This window comes from Vibrio sp. Vb0304 (assembly GCF_033338995.1).
Classification (GTDB): Bacteria; Pseudomonadota; Gammaproteobacteria; order Enterobacterales; family Vibrionaceae; genus Vibrio; species Vibrio alginolyticus.
In genome coordinates this window covers 147,989-165,632 of sequence record NZ_JAWOTT010000003.1, presented here as the reverse complement: position 1 = coordinate 165,632, position 17,644 = coordinate 147,989, and the positions used below count along the sequence as shown (strand labels likewise).

Sequence of the window (17,644 nt, the reverse complement as noted above, 5' to 3'; positions counted from 1 at the left end):
GAGGGTAATGTCTTAACTCGTAAAATGAGTTAAGACAATGTCAGGAATCTCAGCGAATTATGATTTGCGAGCGACAAGAACCGCGCGGCGAGGGGCAGGATAGCCTTCTACAGTTTTGCTTGGGTCGTTCGGATCTAAGTAGTCAGGTAGAGAGTTATGCGTCATCCAATCTGTGGTACGTTGTTCATCTACGGATGTGATGTTTTCATCAACGATACGAACATCTTCAAAACCGACCAATTCTAGCCACACTTTTAGGGCTTTTGCTGAAGGGAAGAAATAGACATTACGCATTTGCGCGTAACGAGAAGTCGGGACCAGTACTGCATTCTCATCACCTTCAATCACGAGTGTTTCCAATACGAGTTCACCTCCAGATACCAATTGATCTTTTAGTTGCACTAAATGATCGAGAGGCGAGCGGCGATGGTAAAGCACGCCCATGCTGAATACTGTATCGAACGCTTCCAACTTAGGTAGTTGTTCAATGCCCAATGGCAGTAGGTGTGCACGTTGGTCATCGCCCATTAGTTTACGAATTGCTTCGAACTGAATTAGAAACAGGTGAGATGGATCGATACCGACAGTTAAGCGTGCACCTTCGCCTAGCATGCGCCACATGTGGTAGCCGTTACCACAACCTACATCGAGTACGCTGCGATTCTTTAATGGAGAAATATGTGGAAGCACGCGGTCCCATTTCCAATCACTGCGCCACTCAGTATCAATATGGATGCCGTGTACGTGGTATGGGCCTTTGCGCCAAGGATGGAATGTACGAAGTAAGCTTTCTAGCTTTTTAAGTTCCCCTTGAGGCATCGGCTCATTGTTTGAAATCGTGACAGAATCAACAATGTCGATGCTGTCCGGTCTACCCGCTGGGATTTTGTTCAGGGCTTTCAACCAGCGACCAAAGTCACCGTGCTCTGCATTTTGCCAATCCGTTAGCTGTTGTGGAAGCACATTAAGCCAAGGTTGAAGACGGGTGTCTTGGGCAATCAATTGGTAGAAATTTGCAAAGTTAAACATAGTTAGTTAATCGCTGAGTTGATGGGTATAAATTATTAACAAAAGCCGAAATCGGTATGGTTCAGGCTTTGTATGCATGGTCTATTTAATCGCGAACATGGAGCCGAAGTTAAAGCATTGGAACCAAACATCGTAGCTAGAAAAGCCAATTTTAGCGAAACGCTCTTTATGTTCTTTCTTTGAATCTGGGCGCATTACGTTTTCTATCGCGCTGCGCTTTTGGCTGATTTCTAGTTCGCTATAACCATTCGCACGTTTAAAGTCGTGGTGAAGGTCAATTAACAGTTCGTTCGAAACTTCATCTTCGAAGACGAACTTCTCCGATAGAATCAAAATGCCGCCTGGACGCAGGCCTGCGTAAATTTTCTCGAGCAAGGAGTAACGATCTTCTGGAGAGAGGAATTGCAAAGTGAAGTTCAACACCACCACTGACGCGTTTTCAATTTCGATATTGCGAATGTCTGCTTCTACTACATCCACAGGAGTGTCACTGCGGTAAGCGTTGACGTGAAGTTTACAACGCTCAACCATCGCAGGAGAGTTGTCCACTGCGATGATTTGGCAACCTTCTTGTTTGATATGGCGACGCATAGACAATGTTGCAGCACCCAAAGAACAGCCAAGGTCATAGATGTTTGAGTGAGGTTTTACAAAACGCTCTGCCAGCATACCGATTGCAGAAATGATATTGCTGTAACCCGGTACCGATCGTTGAATCATGTCAGGAAATACTTCCGCTACGCGTTCATCGAACGTGAAATCCCCAATTTTATCGATTGGAGCCGAAAAAATAGTATCTGGATTGCTCTTAGGGTTCATAACTAAGTCTCTGCATACAAGCCGCCTGAAAATGTCAGGCACCAAAAAAGGCGCGTATTTTATGGGAATTTCGCGCCTCTGTCATGTGTTGCGTTAGAACATCTGTAACTGCGAGTTGCCATCGTCAGCTGGGAAAGGTGATAACTCAGGGAGTGTGATAAGCTTTTGTATGTCTTTATATAGGTTTGCGGCCAACTCTGGCGCAATTATATTGTCTGCGGTATGGATCATGACATATGGCTGTTTACCTTCGGCAATCCATTGTGGCAACTTGTTGAGCCATGGTTTAAAAAACTCGTAATTTTGCTGTTCTTCTGGATGACCAATAAAGCGAATCAAAGGGTGTGAAGCGGTAGCAATGGCGTGAACAGGGACTCGTGGTTTTTTCATTTGTGCATCAATAATCGCCTCATTGTCGGGCTTAGCGGCAAAGACTGGGCGGCTATCCATAATAATGCGGTCAATATTATTCTCTACTAACCATTGGTTAAGTGCTCGCTCTTCTTCGCCTTTGGAGAAAAATGCCATATGGCGAACCTCAACACCGAGAGGGAAGTTAGGTGGAAAGTTCGCACAGAACTTTTTCAGCCGATCAAGGTGCTCAGGACCAAATGCGGCTGGTAATTGAATTGTCCATTGGCCCACACGGTCATGCAAAGGCTCCATGACTTTCATGAAGTCTCTCAGTTGTTCGCTGCAACCTCTTAGCATTTGCTCATGAGTGATGGCTTTAGGAAGTTTGAAAGTAAAGCGAAAATCATCGTGGGTTGCGGCTCTCCAGTTTTGCACTGTATTGAGCGTCGGTGTGGCATAAAATGTCGTGTTGCCTTCCACGGTATGAAACACTTGCGCATACCTTTCTAAACGTTCAGCGGGCTTTGTCCCGCTGCCGTAAAAACTTTGTTGCCATTGATTGTGCGACCACATCGTCAATCCAAGTCGAAGAGGTAAGTTATCCATTATTCTTTACTGCTTGCTACTCGTGTGAATACTTTACGAGAGTTTTGCTGAAATAGGTAATTTCACGCTATAATCCTCCCCAATTTTTTCGCTTTGGTGCGCTTTTGAACATTTGTTGTACTAAAAAGCACCAGTGAATGATAAAACACACGTAATTGTATGTTGAGTAGTCGATTTTCGTGGACATTCAGCGTATAACTGAATCTTTACTCTGCTTAGCAATGAGGCTGACAGAGCGTAGTTAACAACATTTGAGAGATTGGGAATTTCATTATGCGTACCCATTACTGTGGTCACCTGAACAAGTCCCTTGCAGGACAAACTGTAGAACTTTGCGGCTGGGTTAACCGTCGTCGTGATTTAGGCGGTCTTATTTTTATTGATATGCGAGATCGCGAAGGTATCGTTCAGGTAGTTGTTGATCCAGATATGGCGGATGCGTATGAAGTGGCGAACACACTTCGTAATGAATTCTGTATCAAACTAACGGGTGAAGTGCGCGTTCGCCCAGAGAGCCAAGCAAACAAAGACATGGCAACAGGTGAAGTTGAGATCCTTGCGAAAGGTCTTGAAATCATCAACCGTTCTGATGTTCTGCCTCTAGACTTCAACCAAAAGAACTCTGAAGAGCAGCGCCTGAAGTACCGTTACCTAGATCTACGTCGTCCAGAAATGAGCGACCGCATCAAGCTACGAGCTAAAGCGTCTAGCTTTGTTCGTCGTTTCCTAGATGACAACGGTTTCCTAGACATCGAAACACCAGTCCTAACAAAAGCGACTCCAGAAGGCGCTCGTGACTACCTAGTACCTAGCCGTGTTCACAAAGGCAGCTTCTACGCGCTTCCTCAGTCTCCACAGCTATTCAAACAACTTCTAATGATGTCTGGTTTTGACCGTTACTACCAAATCGTTAAGTGTTTCCGTGATGAAGACTTGCGTGCTGACCGTCAACCAGAATTCACTCAGATCGATATCGAAACGTCATTCATGACGGCTGACCAAGTTCGTGCAACGACTGAGAAAATGGTTCGTGAAATGTGGCAAGAGCTACTAAACGTTGACCTAGGTGAATTCCCAGTAATGCCGTTCAGCGAAGCGATTCGTCGTTTCGGTTCTGACAAGCCAGACCTACGTAACCCACTGGAACTAGTAGACGTTGCTGACCTAGTGAAAGACGTTGAGTTCAAAGTATTCTCAGGTCCAGCAAACGATGAAAAAGGCCGCGTTGCCGTTATTCGCGTTCCAGGTGGCGCTTCTCTGACTCGTAAGCAAATTGATGGCTACGGTGAATTCGTTGGCATCTACGGTGCGAAAGGTCTAGCTTGGATGAAGGTTAATGACCGTGCAGCGGGCATGGAAGGTATCCAATCTCCAGTCGCTAAGTTCCTAAATGAAGACGTGATCAACGGCATTCTAGATCGTACTCAAGCGGAATCTGGTGACATTATCCTATTTGGCGCTGATAAAGCGGGTATCGTTGCAGAAGCAATGGGTGCGCTACGTTTGAAACTAGGTAAAGACCTAGAGCTAACGGATGAGTCTGCATGGGCTCCACTATGGGTTGTTGACTTCCCAATGTTCGAAGAAGATGACGAAGGCAACCTACACGCGATGCACCACCCATTCACATCGCCTCTAGGTGTGACTGCAGAAGAGCTAAAAGCAAACCCTGCTGCGGCAAATTCTAACGCTTACGATATGGTTCTAAATGGCTACGAAGTGGGCGGCGGCTCTGTTCGTATCCACAACGCAGATATGCAAGAAGCCGTATTTGATATTCTAGGTATCACACCTGAAGAGCAACAGCTTAAGTTCGGCTTCCTGCTTGATGCGCTGAAATTCGGTACGCCTCCACATGCTGGTCTTGCATTTGGTCTAGACCGTCTAGTAATGCTGCTATGTGGCACAGAGAACATCCGTGATGTTATCGCGTTCCCTAAAACAACAGCAGCGGCGTGTCTACTAACAGACGCACCAAGTATTGCGAACCCAGCAGCGCTAGAAGAGCTAGCAATCGCAGTAACTGCAGCGAAAGAAAAAGACGCAGAATAAGCGCACAACATTTGAAGAAAACTCCCGCAACTGCGGGAGTTTTTGTTTAAATAAACCCAAGAAACTTCCAAAGCAATTTCCCAAGCAACGCTTTTTAGAACATGTTTTTGTTATTAAGCGTCAAAATACATTAAAAGGTGAATTATGGCTGGTCATAGTAAATGGGCGAATATTCGTCACCGTAAAGCAGCGCAAGATGCGAAGCGCGGCAAAATCTTTACTAAATTAATTCGTGAAATCGTTGTTGCGGCAAAAGAGGGGGGCGGTGAGCCAGAAAATAACCCACGTTTGCGAGCAGCAATTGATAAAGCACTGTCTAACAACATGACACGTGACACTGTCAACCGCGCTGTCAGCCGAGGTGCTGGTGGTGAAGGCGACGACAACATGGAAACCGTGATCTATGAAGGTTATGGTCCAGGTGGTACGGCGGTCATGGTCGAATGTATGACGGATAACCGAAATCGTACGGTATCTGGCGTGCGCCATGCATTCTCAAAGTCAGGCGGTAATCTGGGGACGGATGGTAGCGTCAACTATCTTTTCGACAAGAAAGGCGTGATTTCATATGGCCCAGGTTTAGATGAGGATGCGGTAATGGAAGTAGCATTAGAAAGTGGTGCTGATGACATTGAAACGGCAGAAGATGGCTCGATTGATGTCTACACGGCCCCAGGCGATTTTGGACTCGTAAAAGATGCTCTTGATGCCGCAGGGTTTGAGGCAGAGAACGCGGAGGTGTCGCTGATCCCATCTACGAAAGCAGATTTGGACGCGGATACTGCGCCAAAACTACTTCGTTTGATTGACGCTTTGGAAGATCTGGACGACGTTCAAGAGGTTTATCACAATGGTGATATCTCTGACGACGTTGCGGCTACGCTAGATTAAACTCAAGGTGTCGGGAGCGGTATTTGCTCCGAAGTTAGCAAGTAATAATAAAAAGACTGAGGCCGAATTAGGCCTCATTTTTAGGAACATTCATGTCAATTATTTTGGGCATTGACCCAGGTTCGCGCATTACCGGCTATGGGGTCATTCGTCAAAATGGACGCCACTTGCAATACCTTGGTAGTGGCTGCATTCGTACTTCAGAAAAAGAACTTCCGGGTCGGCTTAAACAGATTTATGCAGGCGTCACGGAAATCATTACCCAGTTTCAACCGGACGTTTTCGCGATCGAGCAAGTGTTTATGGCCAAAAACGCGGATTCAGCGCTAAAACTTGGCCAAGCTCGTGGCAGTGCAATTGTTGCTGCGGTGAATGCGGAGTTGCCGGTATTTGAATACGCGGCTCGTCTTATTAAGCAAGCTGTCGTAGGCACTGGTGGCGCGGACAAAGCGCAAGTTCAGCATATGGTTCAGCAGATGCTTAAATTGCCCGCCAAGCCTCAAGCGGATGCGGCCGATGCTTTAGGTGTGGCGATTTGTCATGCCAATACTAACAAGACTCTCGTTGCCTTAGCGGGCAAAGCAACCAGTGCCAGAAAAGGGCGCTATCGATAAAATTAACTGGATGTCTATCCAGTTCTTTATTATCCTGTCGCAAATTCATTTCCAAAGAGTATTTATAGTGATTGGACGTCTTCGTGGCATACTGATTGAAAAGCAACCACCTGAAGTATTAATTGAAGTTAATGGCATTGGCTATGAAGTCCAGATGCCAATGAGCTGTTTTTACGAACTGCCAAATGTTGGCGAAGAAGCCATTATTTATACTCACTTTGTTGTCCGTGAAGATGCGCAATTGCTATATGGTTTCAACACGGTAAAAGAACGAGCACTTTTCCGTGAAGTGATCAAAGCCAATGGCGTTGGTCCTAAACTCGGTCTTGGTATTCTCTCTGGTATGACAGCAACGCAATTTGTTACTTGTGTGGAACATGAAGACGTTTCTACGCTGGTTAAGCTTCCAGGCGTTGGCAAGAAAACCGCAGAGCGATTGGTTGTTGAAATGAAAGACCGCTTGAAAGGGTGGGGCGCAGGCGATCTATTTACACCATTTACGGATGCTGCTCCTGCGGATTCTAGTGCGACATCCAACAACGCGGAAGAAGAGGCAATCAGTGCGCTTCTAGCTCTAGGTTACAAGCCGACTCAAGCGTCGAAAGTGGTATCTCAGATCGCTAAACCGGACATGAGCAGTGAGCAAATGATCCGTGAAGCTCTAAAATCAATGGTGTAACGCTGGTTGCACAGTGAACATTTGTTCAAGATAACTCATTCTCTAAGGTTAATGCCAATCGCTTAACGATGTTTTTTTGTGTCATTTCAGCGAGCCTGGCGAGACTGGGAATCTAATAGCAGCACGCTGAGCGGTTAATGAAACAATTTGACCATAAATCGCTCGGATAGAAGATCCTGTATCACGCTCCTTCGTCGCTGTACAGGATGACGAGATATAGAAATATGCCACTTGCTGTTAAACGAGCGGCATTATTCTCTCAGGTAACCATTTTTCAAGGTAAAAAGATGATTGAAGCCGATCGTTTAATCGCGCCAGAAAACCCTGCCTTTCGTGATGAAGATGTCATTGATCGTGCTATTCGGCCAAAAAAATTAGCGGATTACCAAGGTCAGGACCATGTCCGTGACCAAATGGAGATCTTCATTAAAGCTGCTCAGTTACGTAGCGAAGCACTTGATCACCTTTTGATTTTTGGTCCCCCAGGTTTGGGTAAAACCACACTTGCGAATATCGTTGCCAATGAAATGGAAGTGAACATTCGCACTACTTCAGGCCCTGTACTTGAGAAAGCAGGCGATTTGGCCGCGCTGTTAACCAACCTTGAAGAAAACGATGTGTTGTTCATCGATGAGATTCACCGCTTGAGTCCGATGGTTGAAGAGGTGCTGTATCCGGCGATGGAAGATTATCAACTGGATATTATGATCGGTGAAGGTCCGGCCGCTCGTTCTATTAAGATCGATTTACCACCGTTTACGTTAATTGGTGCGACGACCCGAGCGGGCTCTTTAACGTCACCATTGCGCGACCGCTTTGGTATTACTCAGCGCCTTGAGTTTTATAAGATAAAAGACCTCCAAGATATCGTGCAGCGAAGCGCGGATTGTTTAGGTTTATCAATGGAACCTGAAGGTGCATTGGAAGTGGCAAGACGTGCGCGTGGCACACCACGTATTGCTAACCGTTTGCTACGCCGTGTTCGTGATTATGCGGAAGTAAAAGGCAATGGTCACATTTGTGCCGATGTTGCCGATAAGGCGTTGAATATGCTTGATGTGGACGCCGAAGGCTTCGATTACATGGACCGTAAGCTACTACTCGCGATTATGGAAAAATTTGGTGGTGGTCCGGTCGGGCTCGACAACATGGCAGCGGCGATAGGTGAAGAAAAGGACACTATTGAAGACGTTCTTGAGCCTTATCTTATTCAGCAAGGTTATTTACAACGCACTCCGCGTGGAAGAATCGCGACAGATCGTGCGTATTTGCATTTCGGAATTGAAAAATAAGATTCCCTCGCTGGGCCTTTGTTGCCCAGCGCTTCATTAAAGTTGACCAAACTCACATTTTTTGAATTTTTTCTCATACTGGTTTAGTAAGTAAAAAGCATTGATTGTTAACTCGATGTTTGCTTGCAACTGGTTAATTTCTCTCCTGATTACTCTCTCTTAACATCCGTATCCAATACTGGTTGATCTAGATCAATGTGATGGATTTTTGTGCAAATTCCGCGCATAAACATTGATGTATATCAAAGCGCGTTACGGCTATAAACCTTTTGAAACAATCTGTTTTTACAAGTAATATTAGCCCCAGCTATATTAGCTGATGCTTAACAATTAACTAACCAATGAAGCACATTTTTGCAACAATGAGTTGTGATAATTCAACATTTTTCAAGTGTAAATAACACCTGAATATGGATTGCAATATGTAGAGAGTGTCATTCAGCCGACACATAGGAGTTACCATGATTGACGTAGTTGATCTATCGCGGTTGCAGTTTGCACTGACAGCGATGTATCACTTCCTATTCGTACCATTGACCCTTGGTATGGCCTTCCTTCTGGCCATTATGGAATCGATGTACGTAATGACGAACAAGCAAATCTATAAGGACATGACCAAGTTCTGGGGTAAGCTATTCGGTATTAACTTTGCACTTGGTGTGGCGACAGGCCTTACCATGGAGTTCCAGTTTGGTACGAACTGGTCTTACTACTCCCACTATGTAGGTGATATCTTCGGTGCACCGCTAGCGATCGAAGCACTTGTCGCATTCTTCCTGGAGTCAACTTTTGTTGGTCTATTCTTCTTCGGGTGGGATCGTCTATCTAAACGCCAACACTTAGCGGTTACCTGGCTTGTGGCACTAGGCTCTAACTTCTCTGCTCTTTGGATTCTTATCGCAAACGGCTGGATGCAAAACCCAGTAGGCGCAGATTTCAACTTCGAAACCATGCGAATGGAAATGGTGAGCTTCTCTGAGGTTGTACTAAACCCAGTTGCTCAGGTTAAGTTCGTGCATACGGTTGCTTCTGGTTACACTTGTGGCGCAATGTTTATTCTAGGCATCAGTTCATACTACCTATTAAAAGGTCGTGACATTGCGTTTGCTCGTCGTTCGTTTGCTATTGCTGCTTCTTTCGGTATTGCAGCTATCTTATCTACCATCGTTCTTGGTGACGAATCTGGCTACGAGCTTGGTGAAGTTCAAAAAGTGAAACTCGCTGCAATTGAAGCAGAGTGGCACACTGAACCTGCACCTGCCGCATTTACGTTATTTGGTGTTCCTAACCAGGAAACGATGCATACCGATTACGCAATTAAGATCCCTTACGTAATGGGTATTATCGCGACACGCTCTTTTGATGAGCAAGTAACAGGTCTTCGTGATTTACGTGATGAACACGTCGATCGTATTCGTGACGGCATGTACGCTTATGAACTTCTAGAGAAGCTTCGTGCGGGCGACAAGTCAGAAGAAAACATGACTGCGTTTGATGAAGTGAAAGGTGACCTAGGTTACGGTCTACTTCTAAAACGCTACACAGACAATGTTGTTGATGCAACAGAAGAGCAAATCCAAGCTGCTGCGGACGACTCAATCCCAACAGTATGGCCGCTATTCTGGTCATTCCGTATCATGGTTGCTTGTGGCTTCATCATGTTGTTTGTCTTTGGTGCGGCGTTTATCCAAACGTGTCGTCAGAAGATTGAACAGAAACAATGGATTCTAAAAGCTGCACTATTTAGCATTCCACTACCTTGGATTGCAATTGAAGCGGGTTGGTTCGTCGCTGAGTACGGCCGTCAACCTTGGGCTGTAGGTGAAATTTTACCAGTGCATGTTGCAGCTTCTGCACTAACTGCAGGTGAAATCTGGACTTCACTCTTCGCAATTCTGGCGCTATACACGGTATTCCTGATTGCAGAAGTTTACCTAATGTTGAAATTCGCTCGTAAAGGCCCAAGTAGCCTGAAAACGGGTCGCTACCACTTCGAGCAAAATGCTGACTCTGTTGAAGACAAAGTTAGTCGCCAAGTAGAAGCGTAAGGTAAGGAGATAACAAGATGTTTGATTACGAAATCTTGCGACTCATCTGGTGGGTACTAATCGGTGTTCTACTAGTTGGTTTTGCAGTAACAGACGGCTTCGATATGGGTGTAGGCGCGCTTGTACCTATCATCGGTAAAAACGACACGCAACGCCGTGTCATGATTAACTCAATTGCTCCTCACTGGGATGGTAACCAAGTTTGGCTTATCACTGCTGGTGGTGCACTGTTCGCTGCTTGGCCTTTGGTTTACGCAACGTCATTTTCAGGCTTCTACTTAGCGATGATTTTGACACTAGCAGCGCTATGGCTTCGTCCTCTGGGCCTAGACTACCGCTCTAAAATCGAAGATCCAAAATGGCGCAATACCTGGGATATCTGTATCTCAATCAGTGGTTTTGTTCCGCCAATCATCTTTGGTGTAGCGTTTGGTAACCTTCTACAAGGTGTACCATTCCAATTGAGTGAGTTCTTGATGCCAACATACCATGGCTCATTCTTTGGTCTACTAAACCCATTTGCACTGTTGTGTGGTCTAGTAAGCTTGTTCATGATTTTGATGCAAGGTTCTACTTGGCTACAAATGAAAACAACAGGCGAAGTGCATGTGCGTGCGCGCAACGTTGCTCAGTTGGCTGGTTTACTGACGGTTGCTGCGTTTGTAGCGGCTGGTTTCTGGATCCAAAATATCGATGGCTACGTCATTGTTGGCGGTATCGACACTAACGCTGCTTCTAACCCTCTAAACAAAGAGGTTATCCGTGAAGCTGGTGCGTGGATGAAGAACTTTGAAAACTACCCACTACTATGGGCTGCTCCTGTATTAGGTGTTGCAATGCCGCTTCTCGCTGTATTGGCATCTCGTCTTGAAAAATGTGCGATTTCGTTCATTACTTCAAGCTTGGGTGTTGCTGGTGTTATCTTTACTGCAGGTTTTGCGATGTTCCCATTCATCATGCCTTCAGACTTAATGCCAAGCCACAGCTTAACAATGTGGGATGCAACGTCATCTGAGCTGACTCTGAACCTAATGACAGGCGTTGCGTTTGTTATGGTGCCAATCATCCTTGGTTACACATCTTGGACTTACTACAAGATGTTTGGTCGCCTTGATGACCAGTACATTGAAGACAACAAAAACTCACTTTACTAAGGAGCATTTACTATGTGGTATTTCGCATGGATTCTAGGTGTACTACTTGCTTGTGCATTCGGTATCATCAACGCTCTTTGGCTAGAGCACTCAGAAATGATGGATAAAGACAGTGAGTAACCTCGCTGATAAGGTAGCGAAACTTCACGCACCAATGGATAAGACTCTGCTACGAGTCTTATCTCTCATCCTTGGCTTTATGCACGTAGGATTGGTGATGTGGGACCCTGAAGCTTACCATCAAGCAATTGGTGGTTTTAACTCAATCATCGCACCAGCACTGATTTGGTCTGTATGTTCAAGCATGGTGTATGGGGTGGGCTTCAAGCCAAGAAACTGGTACTGGCAAGTTTTGTTTAGTCCTTATTTCTCGTTAGCTATCTTAATTTATCTAACGGCACTTTATTTCATTTAGGCTGAAATATGCTGTAATAAAGTCGGTTACTAAATTATCGAATAAAAGCTAGGTATCTCGCCTAGCTTTTATTTTTTCTACAAATTTCAAAAATATTTCCTTAGCTCGGTACCAATTGCTGTCGCTTCAGTTATAGTAATTACTTTAAAGAATTGAATATATTGGTACTCCCTTGCAAGGCACATCAAATCTCTTTCACTGGCCGATCACCGTGTACTATGAAGACACTGATGCGGGCGGTGTTGTATATCATTCTAATTATCTAAAATTCTTTGAGCGTGCACGGACAGAGATGTTACGTGCTAAAGGCATTTCTCAACATGTGTTACTGGAACAAAATATCGGCTTTGTTGTCCGACACATGGATATCGATTTCAACCAAGGGGCTAGGCTGGACGAGCATCTGACAGTCGTAACCCGAGTGTCAGAAATAAAACGTGCTTCTCTGCAATTCTGTCAAGAGTTGGTCAATGATCAAGGCAAGATATTGTGCAAGGCCTCGGTTAAGGTAGCATGTATCGATAATAAGAAAATGAAACCAATAGCTATTCCAACCTTTATAAATTCGGAGCTAACAAATAGTGACTGCTGATATTTCCATTTTAGATCTCTTTCTTCAGGCCAGTCTGTTGGTAAAGCTTGTGATGCTGACGTTGCTTGGCATGTCAATTGTGTCATGGGCAATGATCATCAAGCGCAGCAAAGTGCTTTCTCAAGCGTCAAAAAATGCAGAGCAGTTTGAAGACAAATTTTGGTCGGGTACTGATCTTTCTCAGCTTTACCAAAAAGTAAAAGCGCGTAAAGACGAAATTGAAGGCACAGAAGAAATCTTCTACGCAGGTTTTACAGAGTTTGCTCGCCTACGTAAGAGCAACGCAAATTCACCAGCTTACATCATGGAAGGCACTGGCCGCGCAATGCGCGTTGCTGTTTCTCGTGAAGTTGATGAGCTAGAAACAAGCTTACCGTTTTTGGCAACAGTCGGTTCTATAAGCCCTTATATCGGCCTATTTGGTACCGTTTGGGGCATCATGCACGCCTTTATTGCGCTGGGTGAAGTAAAGCAAGCTACGTTGTCTATGGTTGCACCGGGTATCGCCGAGGCACTTATCGCGACAGCGATGGGTCTATTTGCGGCTATTCCGGCAGTAATGGCGTACAACCGCCTAAGCAATAAAGTGAGTAAACTAGAGCACACTTACGCAACATTTTCTGAAGAATTCCACAGCATCCTTCATCGTCAAGCGATGGCTGGCCGAGACAGCGCGGATAAGGAATAAAGCATGGCGGGTTATCAACCTAAAAAGCGAAAAATGACAGCGGAGATCAACGTTGTTCCGTATATCGACGTAATGCTCGTACTGTTGATCATTTTTATGGCGACCGCTCCATTTGTGACTCAAGGCGTCGACGTTGATCTTCCGAAAACATCGACTGCAGAATCTATGCAAGACCTTGCTGGCGAGACTGACAGTAGCTTTATTATCATCGAAATTGATAGCGAGGGTAATTTAGGCCTAAGCGTCAATGATGAAGAAGTTCAGCGAGGTTTGTCGTTGCAAGATGTTATTGTGCGAGTGAAAGCGGAGCGAGAGGTTAAGCCGGATTCACCAGTTGCGGTAGGTGGCGACGCGGCAACACCATATGCCGATGTTGTTCTATTGCTGGATGAACTAAGTCGAGCTGGTATCCCTAAGGTAGGTCTAATGACCGATATCAGGGAATAGACATCAATTATCTATGAAAGATCACAAGAAGAAACCCAACCAATACACCAAACCGATAGCAATATCGGTTGGTTTGCATGCAATTCTAGTTGCAGCCCTGCTTTGGGGGACGGACTTCAATATGTCTAAACCAGAGCCTACAGGGCAAATGGTTCAAGCTGTTGTCATCGATCCAAAACTTGTGCAGCAACAAGCGAAAGAAATTCGCCAGCAACGCGAAAAGGCAGCGAAAAAAGAACAAGAGCGTCTTGATAAACTGAGACGCGAAGCAGAGCAGCTAGAAAAAAACCGCAAAGCTGAAGAAGAGCAAATTCGCAAGTTGAAAGAGCAGCAAGCGAAAGATGCTCAAGCGGCACGAGAAGCAGAAGCTGCGCGTAAGAAAAAAGAGCAAGAGCGCAAGCAGGAAGAAGAACGTGTTCGCAAAGAAAAAGAGCGAGCTGCTAAGCTAGAAAAAGAGCGCAAGGAAAAAGAAGAAGCCGTGCGTAAAGCTGAGCAGGAGCGTTTAGCAAAAGAAGCGGCTATCGCAAAAGCTGAGCAAGAACGTTTAGCTCGTGAAAAAGCAGCAAAAGAAGCGGAAGAAAAAGCACGTCGTGAGCGTGAAGCAGCTGAAAAAGCTGAACAAGAGCGCATCGCAAAAGAGAAAGCGGCAAAAGAGGCAGCGGAGCGAGAGCGTAAAGCGAGAGAAGCAGCTGAGCGTGCCGAGCGTGAGCGTAAAGCTCAAGAAGCCGCGTTAGATGATATTTTTGCGGGTCTCGAGGATGAGGTCAGTAAAAACAGTGCTGCGCGCAATCAATTTATTGACGACGAACTTTCTCGTATGTCATCCATCTATACTCAAAATATTCAGCAAAAGCTGATTAAGGATGACTACTTGCTGGGAAAGGAGTGTAGGGTAAACATCAAATTGATTCCGACAGGAACTGATATGATGGTCTCTGGTGTTACCGTTTTGAGTGGTGATGCTCGAGTATGTGCTGCGGCGAAGCGAGCAATAGCTCAGGTAGGGACGTTCCCTAAATCTTCAGAATCAGCGGTCAATGAAAGACTAAAAGACATCAACATAACTGTTGCTTTGGACTAAAAGGAATAAGACGTGATTAGACGCCTTTTACTAGGAATGTTTGTACTGTTTAGCAGTATGACAAATGTGGCGAATGCCGCATTAGAGTTGGTCATTACCGATGGTATTGATTCAGCACGACCAATTGCTGTTGTTCCGTTTAAGTGGGAGGGCACACAAGCGCTTCCAACGGATGTTTCTGCTGTTATCGCCTCGGATTTACAACGTAGTGGTAAATTTAGCCCAGTTCCAACGAGCAAAATGCCACAAACACCGTTCAGTGAATCAGAAGTTAATTTTGATGCTTGGACCAATTTAGGCGTGGATGCGCTATTGACTGGTTCAATCAAGCAAAACGACCAAGGTGACTACGTTATCAACTATCAACTTGTTGATATTGTGCGTGGTCAGTTAACGGGTGGGAAGAGTAAGGCGCTTGGTAGTGACGGTGAATTGGTTCTGTCAAAAGATCATGTGCTGTTCAATAAAGTAGCCATTGTTCAAGGGCCTCGTATGCGTGAGTACGCTCACCGTATCTCTGATTTGGTGTATGAGCAGTTGACTGGCGACCGTGGCGCTTTCATGACTCGTATCGCATATGTGGTAGTGAACGATAAAGACCGTTTCCCTTACCAACTTCGAGTCGCTGATTACGATGGCTACAATGAGCGTCTGGTTTTACGCTCTAAGCAACCATTAATGTCACCAGCGTGGTCACCAGATGGTAAAAAGCTTGCGTATGTTAGCTTCCAAAATGGCCAAGCAGAAATCTTCATAATGAACATCTACACCGGTGAACGTGAGAAAATTACTTCATACCCACGTCACAATGGTGCACCAAGATTTTCGCCTGATGGCAATAAGTTAGCGATTGTTCTTTCTAAAACAGGCTCGCTTCATGTTTATACGTTTGACCTTAACACTCGTAAACTGACGCAAATTACGCGTGGCAGATCAAATAATACGGAACCGTTCTGGCATCCGGATGGAAAATCGTTGATTTTCACATCGGATAGGGGTGGTAAACCACAGATTTATCAAGTAAATTTGGGCAGCGGTTCTATTGACCGTTTGACTTGGCAAGGCAGCCAAAATTTGGGTGGTCAGATTACTCCTGATGGGCGATTCCTAGTTATGGTGAACCGCAGCAACGCAGGATTTAATTTGGCGAAACAAGATTTGGAAACTGGTGCTCTTCAAGTCTTAACTAAGACCTTGCTTGATGAGTCTCCTAGTATTGCCCCAAACGGTGGCATGGTTGTGTATAGCTCGATTTACAACAAGAAAAACGTACTATCGATGGTGTCAATTGATGGTCGATTCAAAGCTAGATTACCGGCAACAAATGGGCGTGTTCGAGCGCCTGCATGGTCACCGTTTTTGTAGTAATAAGTTTGATTAATAAAGGAAAATAAGATGCAACTGAACAAGGTTCTAAAAGGGCTACTAATCGCGCTTCCTGTAATGGCTGTTACAGCGTGTAGTTCAAGCGACGACGCTGCTTCTAACACTGGTGCAGCAACAAACAACAATGGCGCAGTGGAAACAACAGTAGCTACGCCAATTGATCAAAGCGGTCAGTTGACAGAGCAAGAGCTAAAAGAGCAAGCGCTACGTGAAACTCAAACAATCTACTTTGCTTTTGACAACTCAACAATTGCAGCAGATTACGAAGAGATGCTAGCGGCTCACGCTTCTTACCTAAGCAAGAACCCAGCACTTAACGTAACTATCGAAGGTCACGCTGATGAGCGCGGTACGCCTGAGTACAACATTGCTCTAGGTGAGCGTCGTGCGCAAGCAGTAGCGAACTACCTACAAGCACTAGGTGTTCAAGCTGACCAAATCTCAATCGTTAGCTACGGTGAAGAGAAGCCACTTCTTCTAGGTCAATCAGATGAAGTTTACGCTAAGAACCGTCGCGCGGTTCTAGTATACTAATTCGAGGTAATCCTCATGTTCAGTAACACTAAGCGCGCTGTTGCGCTTACGTTACTGGCAAGTGCAGCGAACTTTGCGTTCGCTGCACCAGCTCCAGTATCCGATCTCAACAGCACATCATCCGTCTCTAAGAGCCGTTCATCTGAAACGGAAGTAGAGCGTCTAGAACGTTTGCTACAAAATCGCAATCGCGTTCAGCTCCAAATGCAACAGCAAATTGACCAAATGTCACAAGAGATCAGTGAATTGCGTGGTCAATTAGAGCGAAATAGCTACGAAATGAAACAAATGTTGCAACGTCAACGTGAGTTGTTTGTCGAGCTGGATCGTGTTCGTGGAGAGATAAAATCCACACCTGCACAAGAAGCACAACCTGTGAAAACAGGTGGCCAGTACACTCCAAATGTTGATGAGCAAACGGCATATCAGAATGCAGTTGACCTCATTCTCAAAAAGCGTGATTACACTGGCGCAATTGCAGCGTTCCAGCAGTTCCAGAAAGATTATCCTGATTCTACATATTCAGCGAATTCTCACTACTGGTTAGGTCAGTTGTACTTCGCTAAAAAGCAGGATGAGGATGCAGTGAAAAGTTTTGCCGCTGTTGTGTCTTATAAAGACTCCAACAAGCGAGCCGATGCGTTGCTTAAGTTAGGCGAAATCGCTGAGCGTAATAACAATGCAGCTCAAGCGAAAAAGTACTACCAACAAGTGGTTGATGAATACCCAGGTAGTGCATCTGCAAAACTTGCCAGCTCTAAGCTGTAAGACGTTATGTTTTGAAAAGGAAGCCTCGGCTTCCTTTTTCTTTTCCATTTTCTGTTGGTGCAGAACGGCTAAGTCGATAGCAATGATGCAGAGCCTCTGACCTTGTGTTGCACCGAATTTCGCTACTCGGAAATGCTACCTGTAACAAAGATATACGGCTAGACCGCTAGAAATCCCCGCGACAAGTTGGTTTTT

19 protein-coding genes are annotated in these 17,644 nt (G+C 45.3%); 16 read left to right on the top strand and 3 right to left on the bottom strand.

Annotated elements, in window-relative coordinates:
- Window positions 1–57: 57 nt before the first annotated feature.
- The 3 genes from cmoB to R7P35_RS07590 form a co-directional block, all read right to left on the bottom strand.
- Window positions 58–1,029 carry a tRNA 5-methoxyuridine(34)/uridine 5-oxyacetic acid(34) synthase CmoB gene (gene cmoB, locus R7P35_RS07600; protein ID WP_054700774.1) on the bottom strand — a complete coding sequence of 324 codons (972 nt, stop codon included), beginning with the start codon at window positions 1,027–1,029 and terminating at the stop codon, window positions 58–60.
- Between the two features lie 81 nt (window positions 1,030–1,110).
- Entirely contained in the window at window positions 1,111–1,848 is a 738-nt protein-coding gene (gene cmoA / locus R7P35_RS07595; protein ID WP_017635063.1) for a carboxy-S-adenosyl-L-methionine synthase CmoA, read from the bottom strand.
- Between the two features lie 93 nt (window positions 1,849–1,941).
- Window positions 1,942–2,808 carry a DUF72 domain-containing protein gene (locus tag R7P35_RS07590; RefSeq protein WP_170897174.1) on the bottom strand — a complete coding sequence of 289 codons (867 nt, stop codon included), beginning with the start codon at window positions 2,806–2,808 and terminating at the stop codon, window positions 1,942–1,944.
- A gap of 273 nt (window positions 2,809–3,081) precedes the next feature.
- On the opposite strand from R7P35_RS07590, the gene aspS reads away from it, so the two are divergent.
- The 16 genes from aspS to ybgF all read left to right on the top strand — a co-directional run bounded on the left by aspS (window position 3,082) and on the right by ybgF (window position 17,449).
- Window positions 3,082–4,860, top strand: a complete 1,779-nt coding sequence (gene aspS / locus R7P35_RS07585; protein WP_005378401.1) for an aspartate--tRNA ligase — start codon at window positions 3,082–3,084, stop codon at window positions 4,858–4,860.
- A 144-nt stretch (window positions 4,861–5,004) separates the two neighbouring features.
- Window positions 5,005–5,751 (top strand): YebC/PmpR family DNA-binding transcriptional regulator, encoded by a 747-nt coding sequence (locus R7P35_RS07580; protein WP_005378402.1) that lies wholly within the window; start codon window positions 5,005–5,007, stop codon window positions 5,749–5,751.
- A gap of 92 nt (window positions 5,752–5,843) precedes the next feature.
- Entirely contained in the window at window positions 5,844–6,365 is a 522-nt protein-coding gene (ruvC, locus tag R7P35_RS07575; RefSeq protein ID WP_005387909.1) for a crossover junction endodeoxyribonuclease RuvC, read from the top strand.
- 67 nt (window positions 6,366–6,432) lie between these two features.
- Complete coding sequence (ruvA, locus tag R7P35_RS07570; protein ID WP_017820041.1) at window positions 6,433–7,044, top strand: Holliday junction branch migration protein RuvA; 612 nt, start codon at window positions 6,433–6,435, stop codon at window positions 7,042–7,044.
- 287 nt (window positions 7,045–7,331) lie between these two features.
- On the top strand, window positions 7,332–8,336 hold the full coding sequence (gene ruvB / locus R7P35_RS07565; RefSeq protein ID WP_005378312.1) for a Holliday junction branch migration DNA helicase RuvB: 1,005 nt from the start codon (window positions 7,332–7,334) through the stop codon (window positions 8,334–8,336).
- Between the two features lie 461 nt (window positions 8,337–8,797).
- On the top strand, window positions 8,798–10,384 hold the full coding sequence (gene cydA / locus R7P35_RS07560; protein ID WP_005378311.1) for a cytochrome ubiquinol oxidase subunit I: 1,587 nt from the start codon (window positions 8,798–8,800) through the stop codon (window positions 10,382–10,384).
- 17 nt (window positions 10,385–10,401) lie between these two features.
- A complete protein-coding gene (gene cydB / locus R7P35_RS07555; protein WP_006742909.1) occupies window positions 10,402–11,538 on the top strand; it encodes a cytochrome d ubiquinol oxidase subunit II in 1,137 nt (378 codons plus the stop codon).
- A gap of 12 nt (window positions 11,539–11,550) precedes the next feature.
- The gene (cydX, locus tag R7P35_RS07550; protein ID WP_000270284.1) at window positions 11,551–11,658 is read left to right on the top strand and encodes a cytochrome bd-I oxidase subunit CydX; all 108 of its coding nucleotides are present in this window, start codon (window positions 11,551–11,553) and stop codon (window positions 11,656–11,658) included.
- On the top strand, window positions 11,651–11,953 hold the full coding sequence (gene ybgE, locus R7P35_RS07545) for a cyd operon protein YbgE (protein ID WP_005378304.1): 303 nt from the start codon (window positions 11,651–11,653) through the stop codon (window positions 11,951–11,953). Before cydX ends, ybgE begins: the two co-directional genes overlap by 8 nt.
- 172 nt (window positions 11,954–12,125) lie before the next feature.
- Complete coding sequence (gene ybgC, locus R7P35_RS07540; RefSeq protein WP_017820044.1) at window positions 12,126–12,545, top strand: tol-pal system-associated acyl-CoA thioesterase; 420 nt, start codon at window positions 12,126–12,128, stop codon at window positions 12,543–12,545.
- Window positions 12,535–13,233: a protein TolQ gene (tolQ, locus tag R7P35_RS07535; RefSeq protein ID WP_005378301.1), complete on the top strand. Its 699-nt coding sequence runs from the start codon at window positions 12,535–12,537 to the stop codon at window positions 13,231–13,233. Before ybgC ends, tolQ begins: the two co-directional genes overlap by 11 nt.
- 3 nt (window positions 13,234–13,236) lie before the next feature.
- Entirely contained in the window at window positions 13,237–13,680 is a 444-nt protein-coding gene (locus tag R7P35_RS07530) for an ExbD/TolR family protein (protein ID WP_005378298.1), read from the top strand.
- Between the two features lie 13 nt (window positions 13,681–13,693).
- Window positions 13,694–14,761 (top strand): cell envelope integrity protein TolA, encoded by a 1,068-nt coding sequence (gene tolA / locus R7P35_RS07525; RefSeq protein ID WP_025766907.1) that lies wholly within the window; start codon window positions 13,694–13,696, stop codon window positions 14,759–14,761.
- A 12-nt stretch (window positions 14,762–14,773) separates the two neighbouring features.
- Window positions 14,774–16,126: a Tol-Pal system beta propeller repeat protein TolB gene (gene tolB, locus R7P35_RS07520; protein ID WP_318091935.1), complete on the top strand. Its 1,353-nt coding sequence runs from the start codon at window positions 14,774–14,776 to the stop codon at window positions 16,124–16,126.
- A 30-nt stretch (window positions 16,127–16,156) separates the two neighbouring features.
- On the top strand, window positions 16,157–16,681 hold the full coding sequence (gene pal / locus R7P35_RS07515) for a peptidoglycan-associated lipoprotein Pal (protein WP_005378293.1): 525 nt from the start codon (window positions 16,157–16,159) through the stop codon (window positions 16,679–16,681).
- Between the two features lie 15 nt (window positions 16,682–16,696).
- Window positions 16,697–17,449 (top strand): tol-pal system protein YbgF, encoded by a 753-nt coding sequence (gene ybgF, locus R7P35_RS07510; protein ID WP_005378285.1) that lies wholly within the window; start codon window positions 16,697–16,699, stop codon window positions 17,447–17,449.
- Window positions 17,450–17,644: the final 195 nt, after the last annotated feature.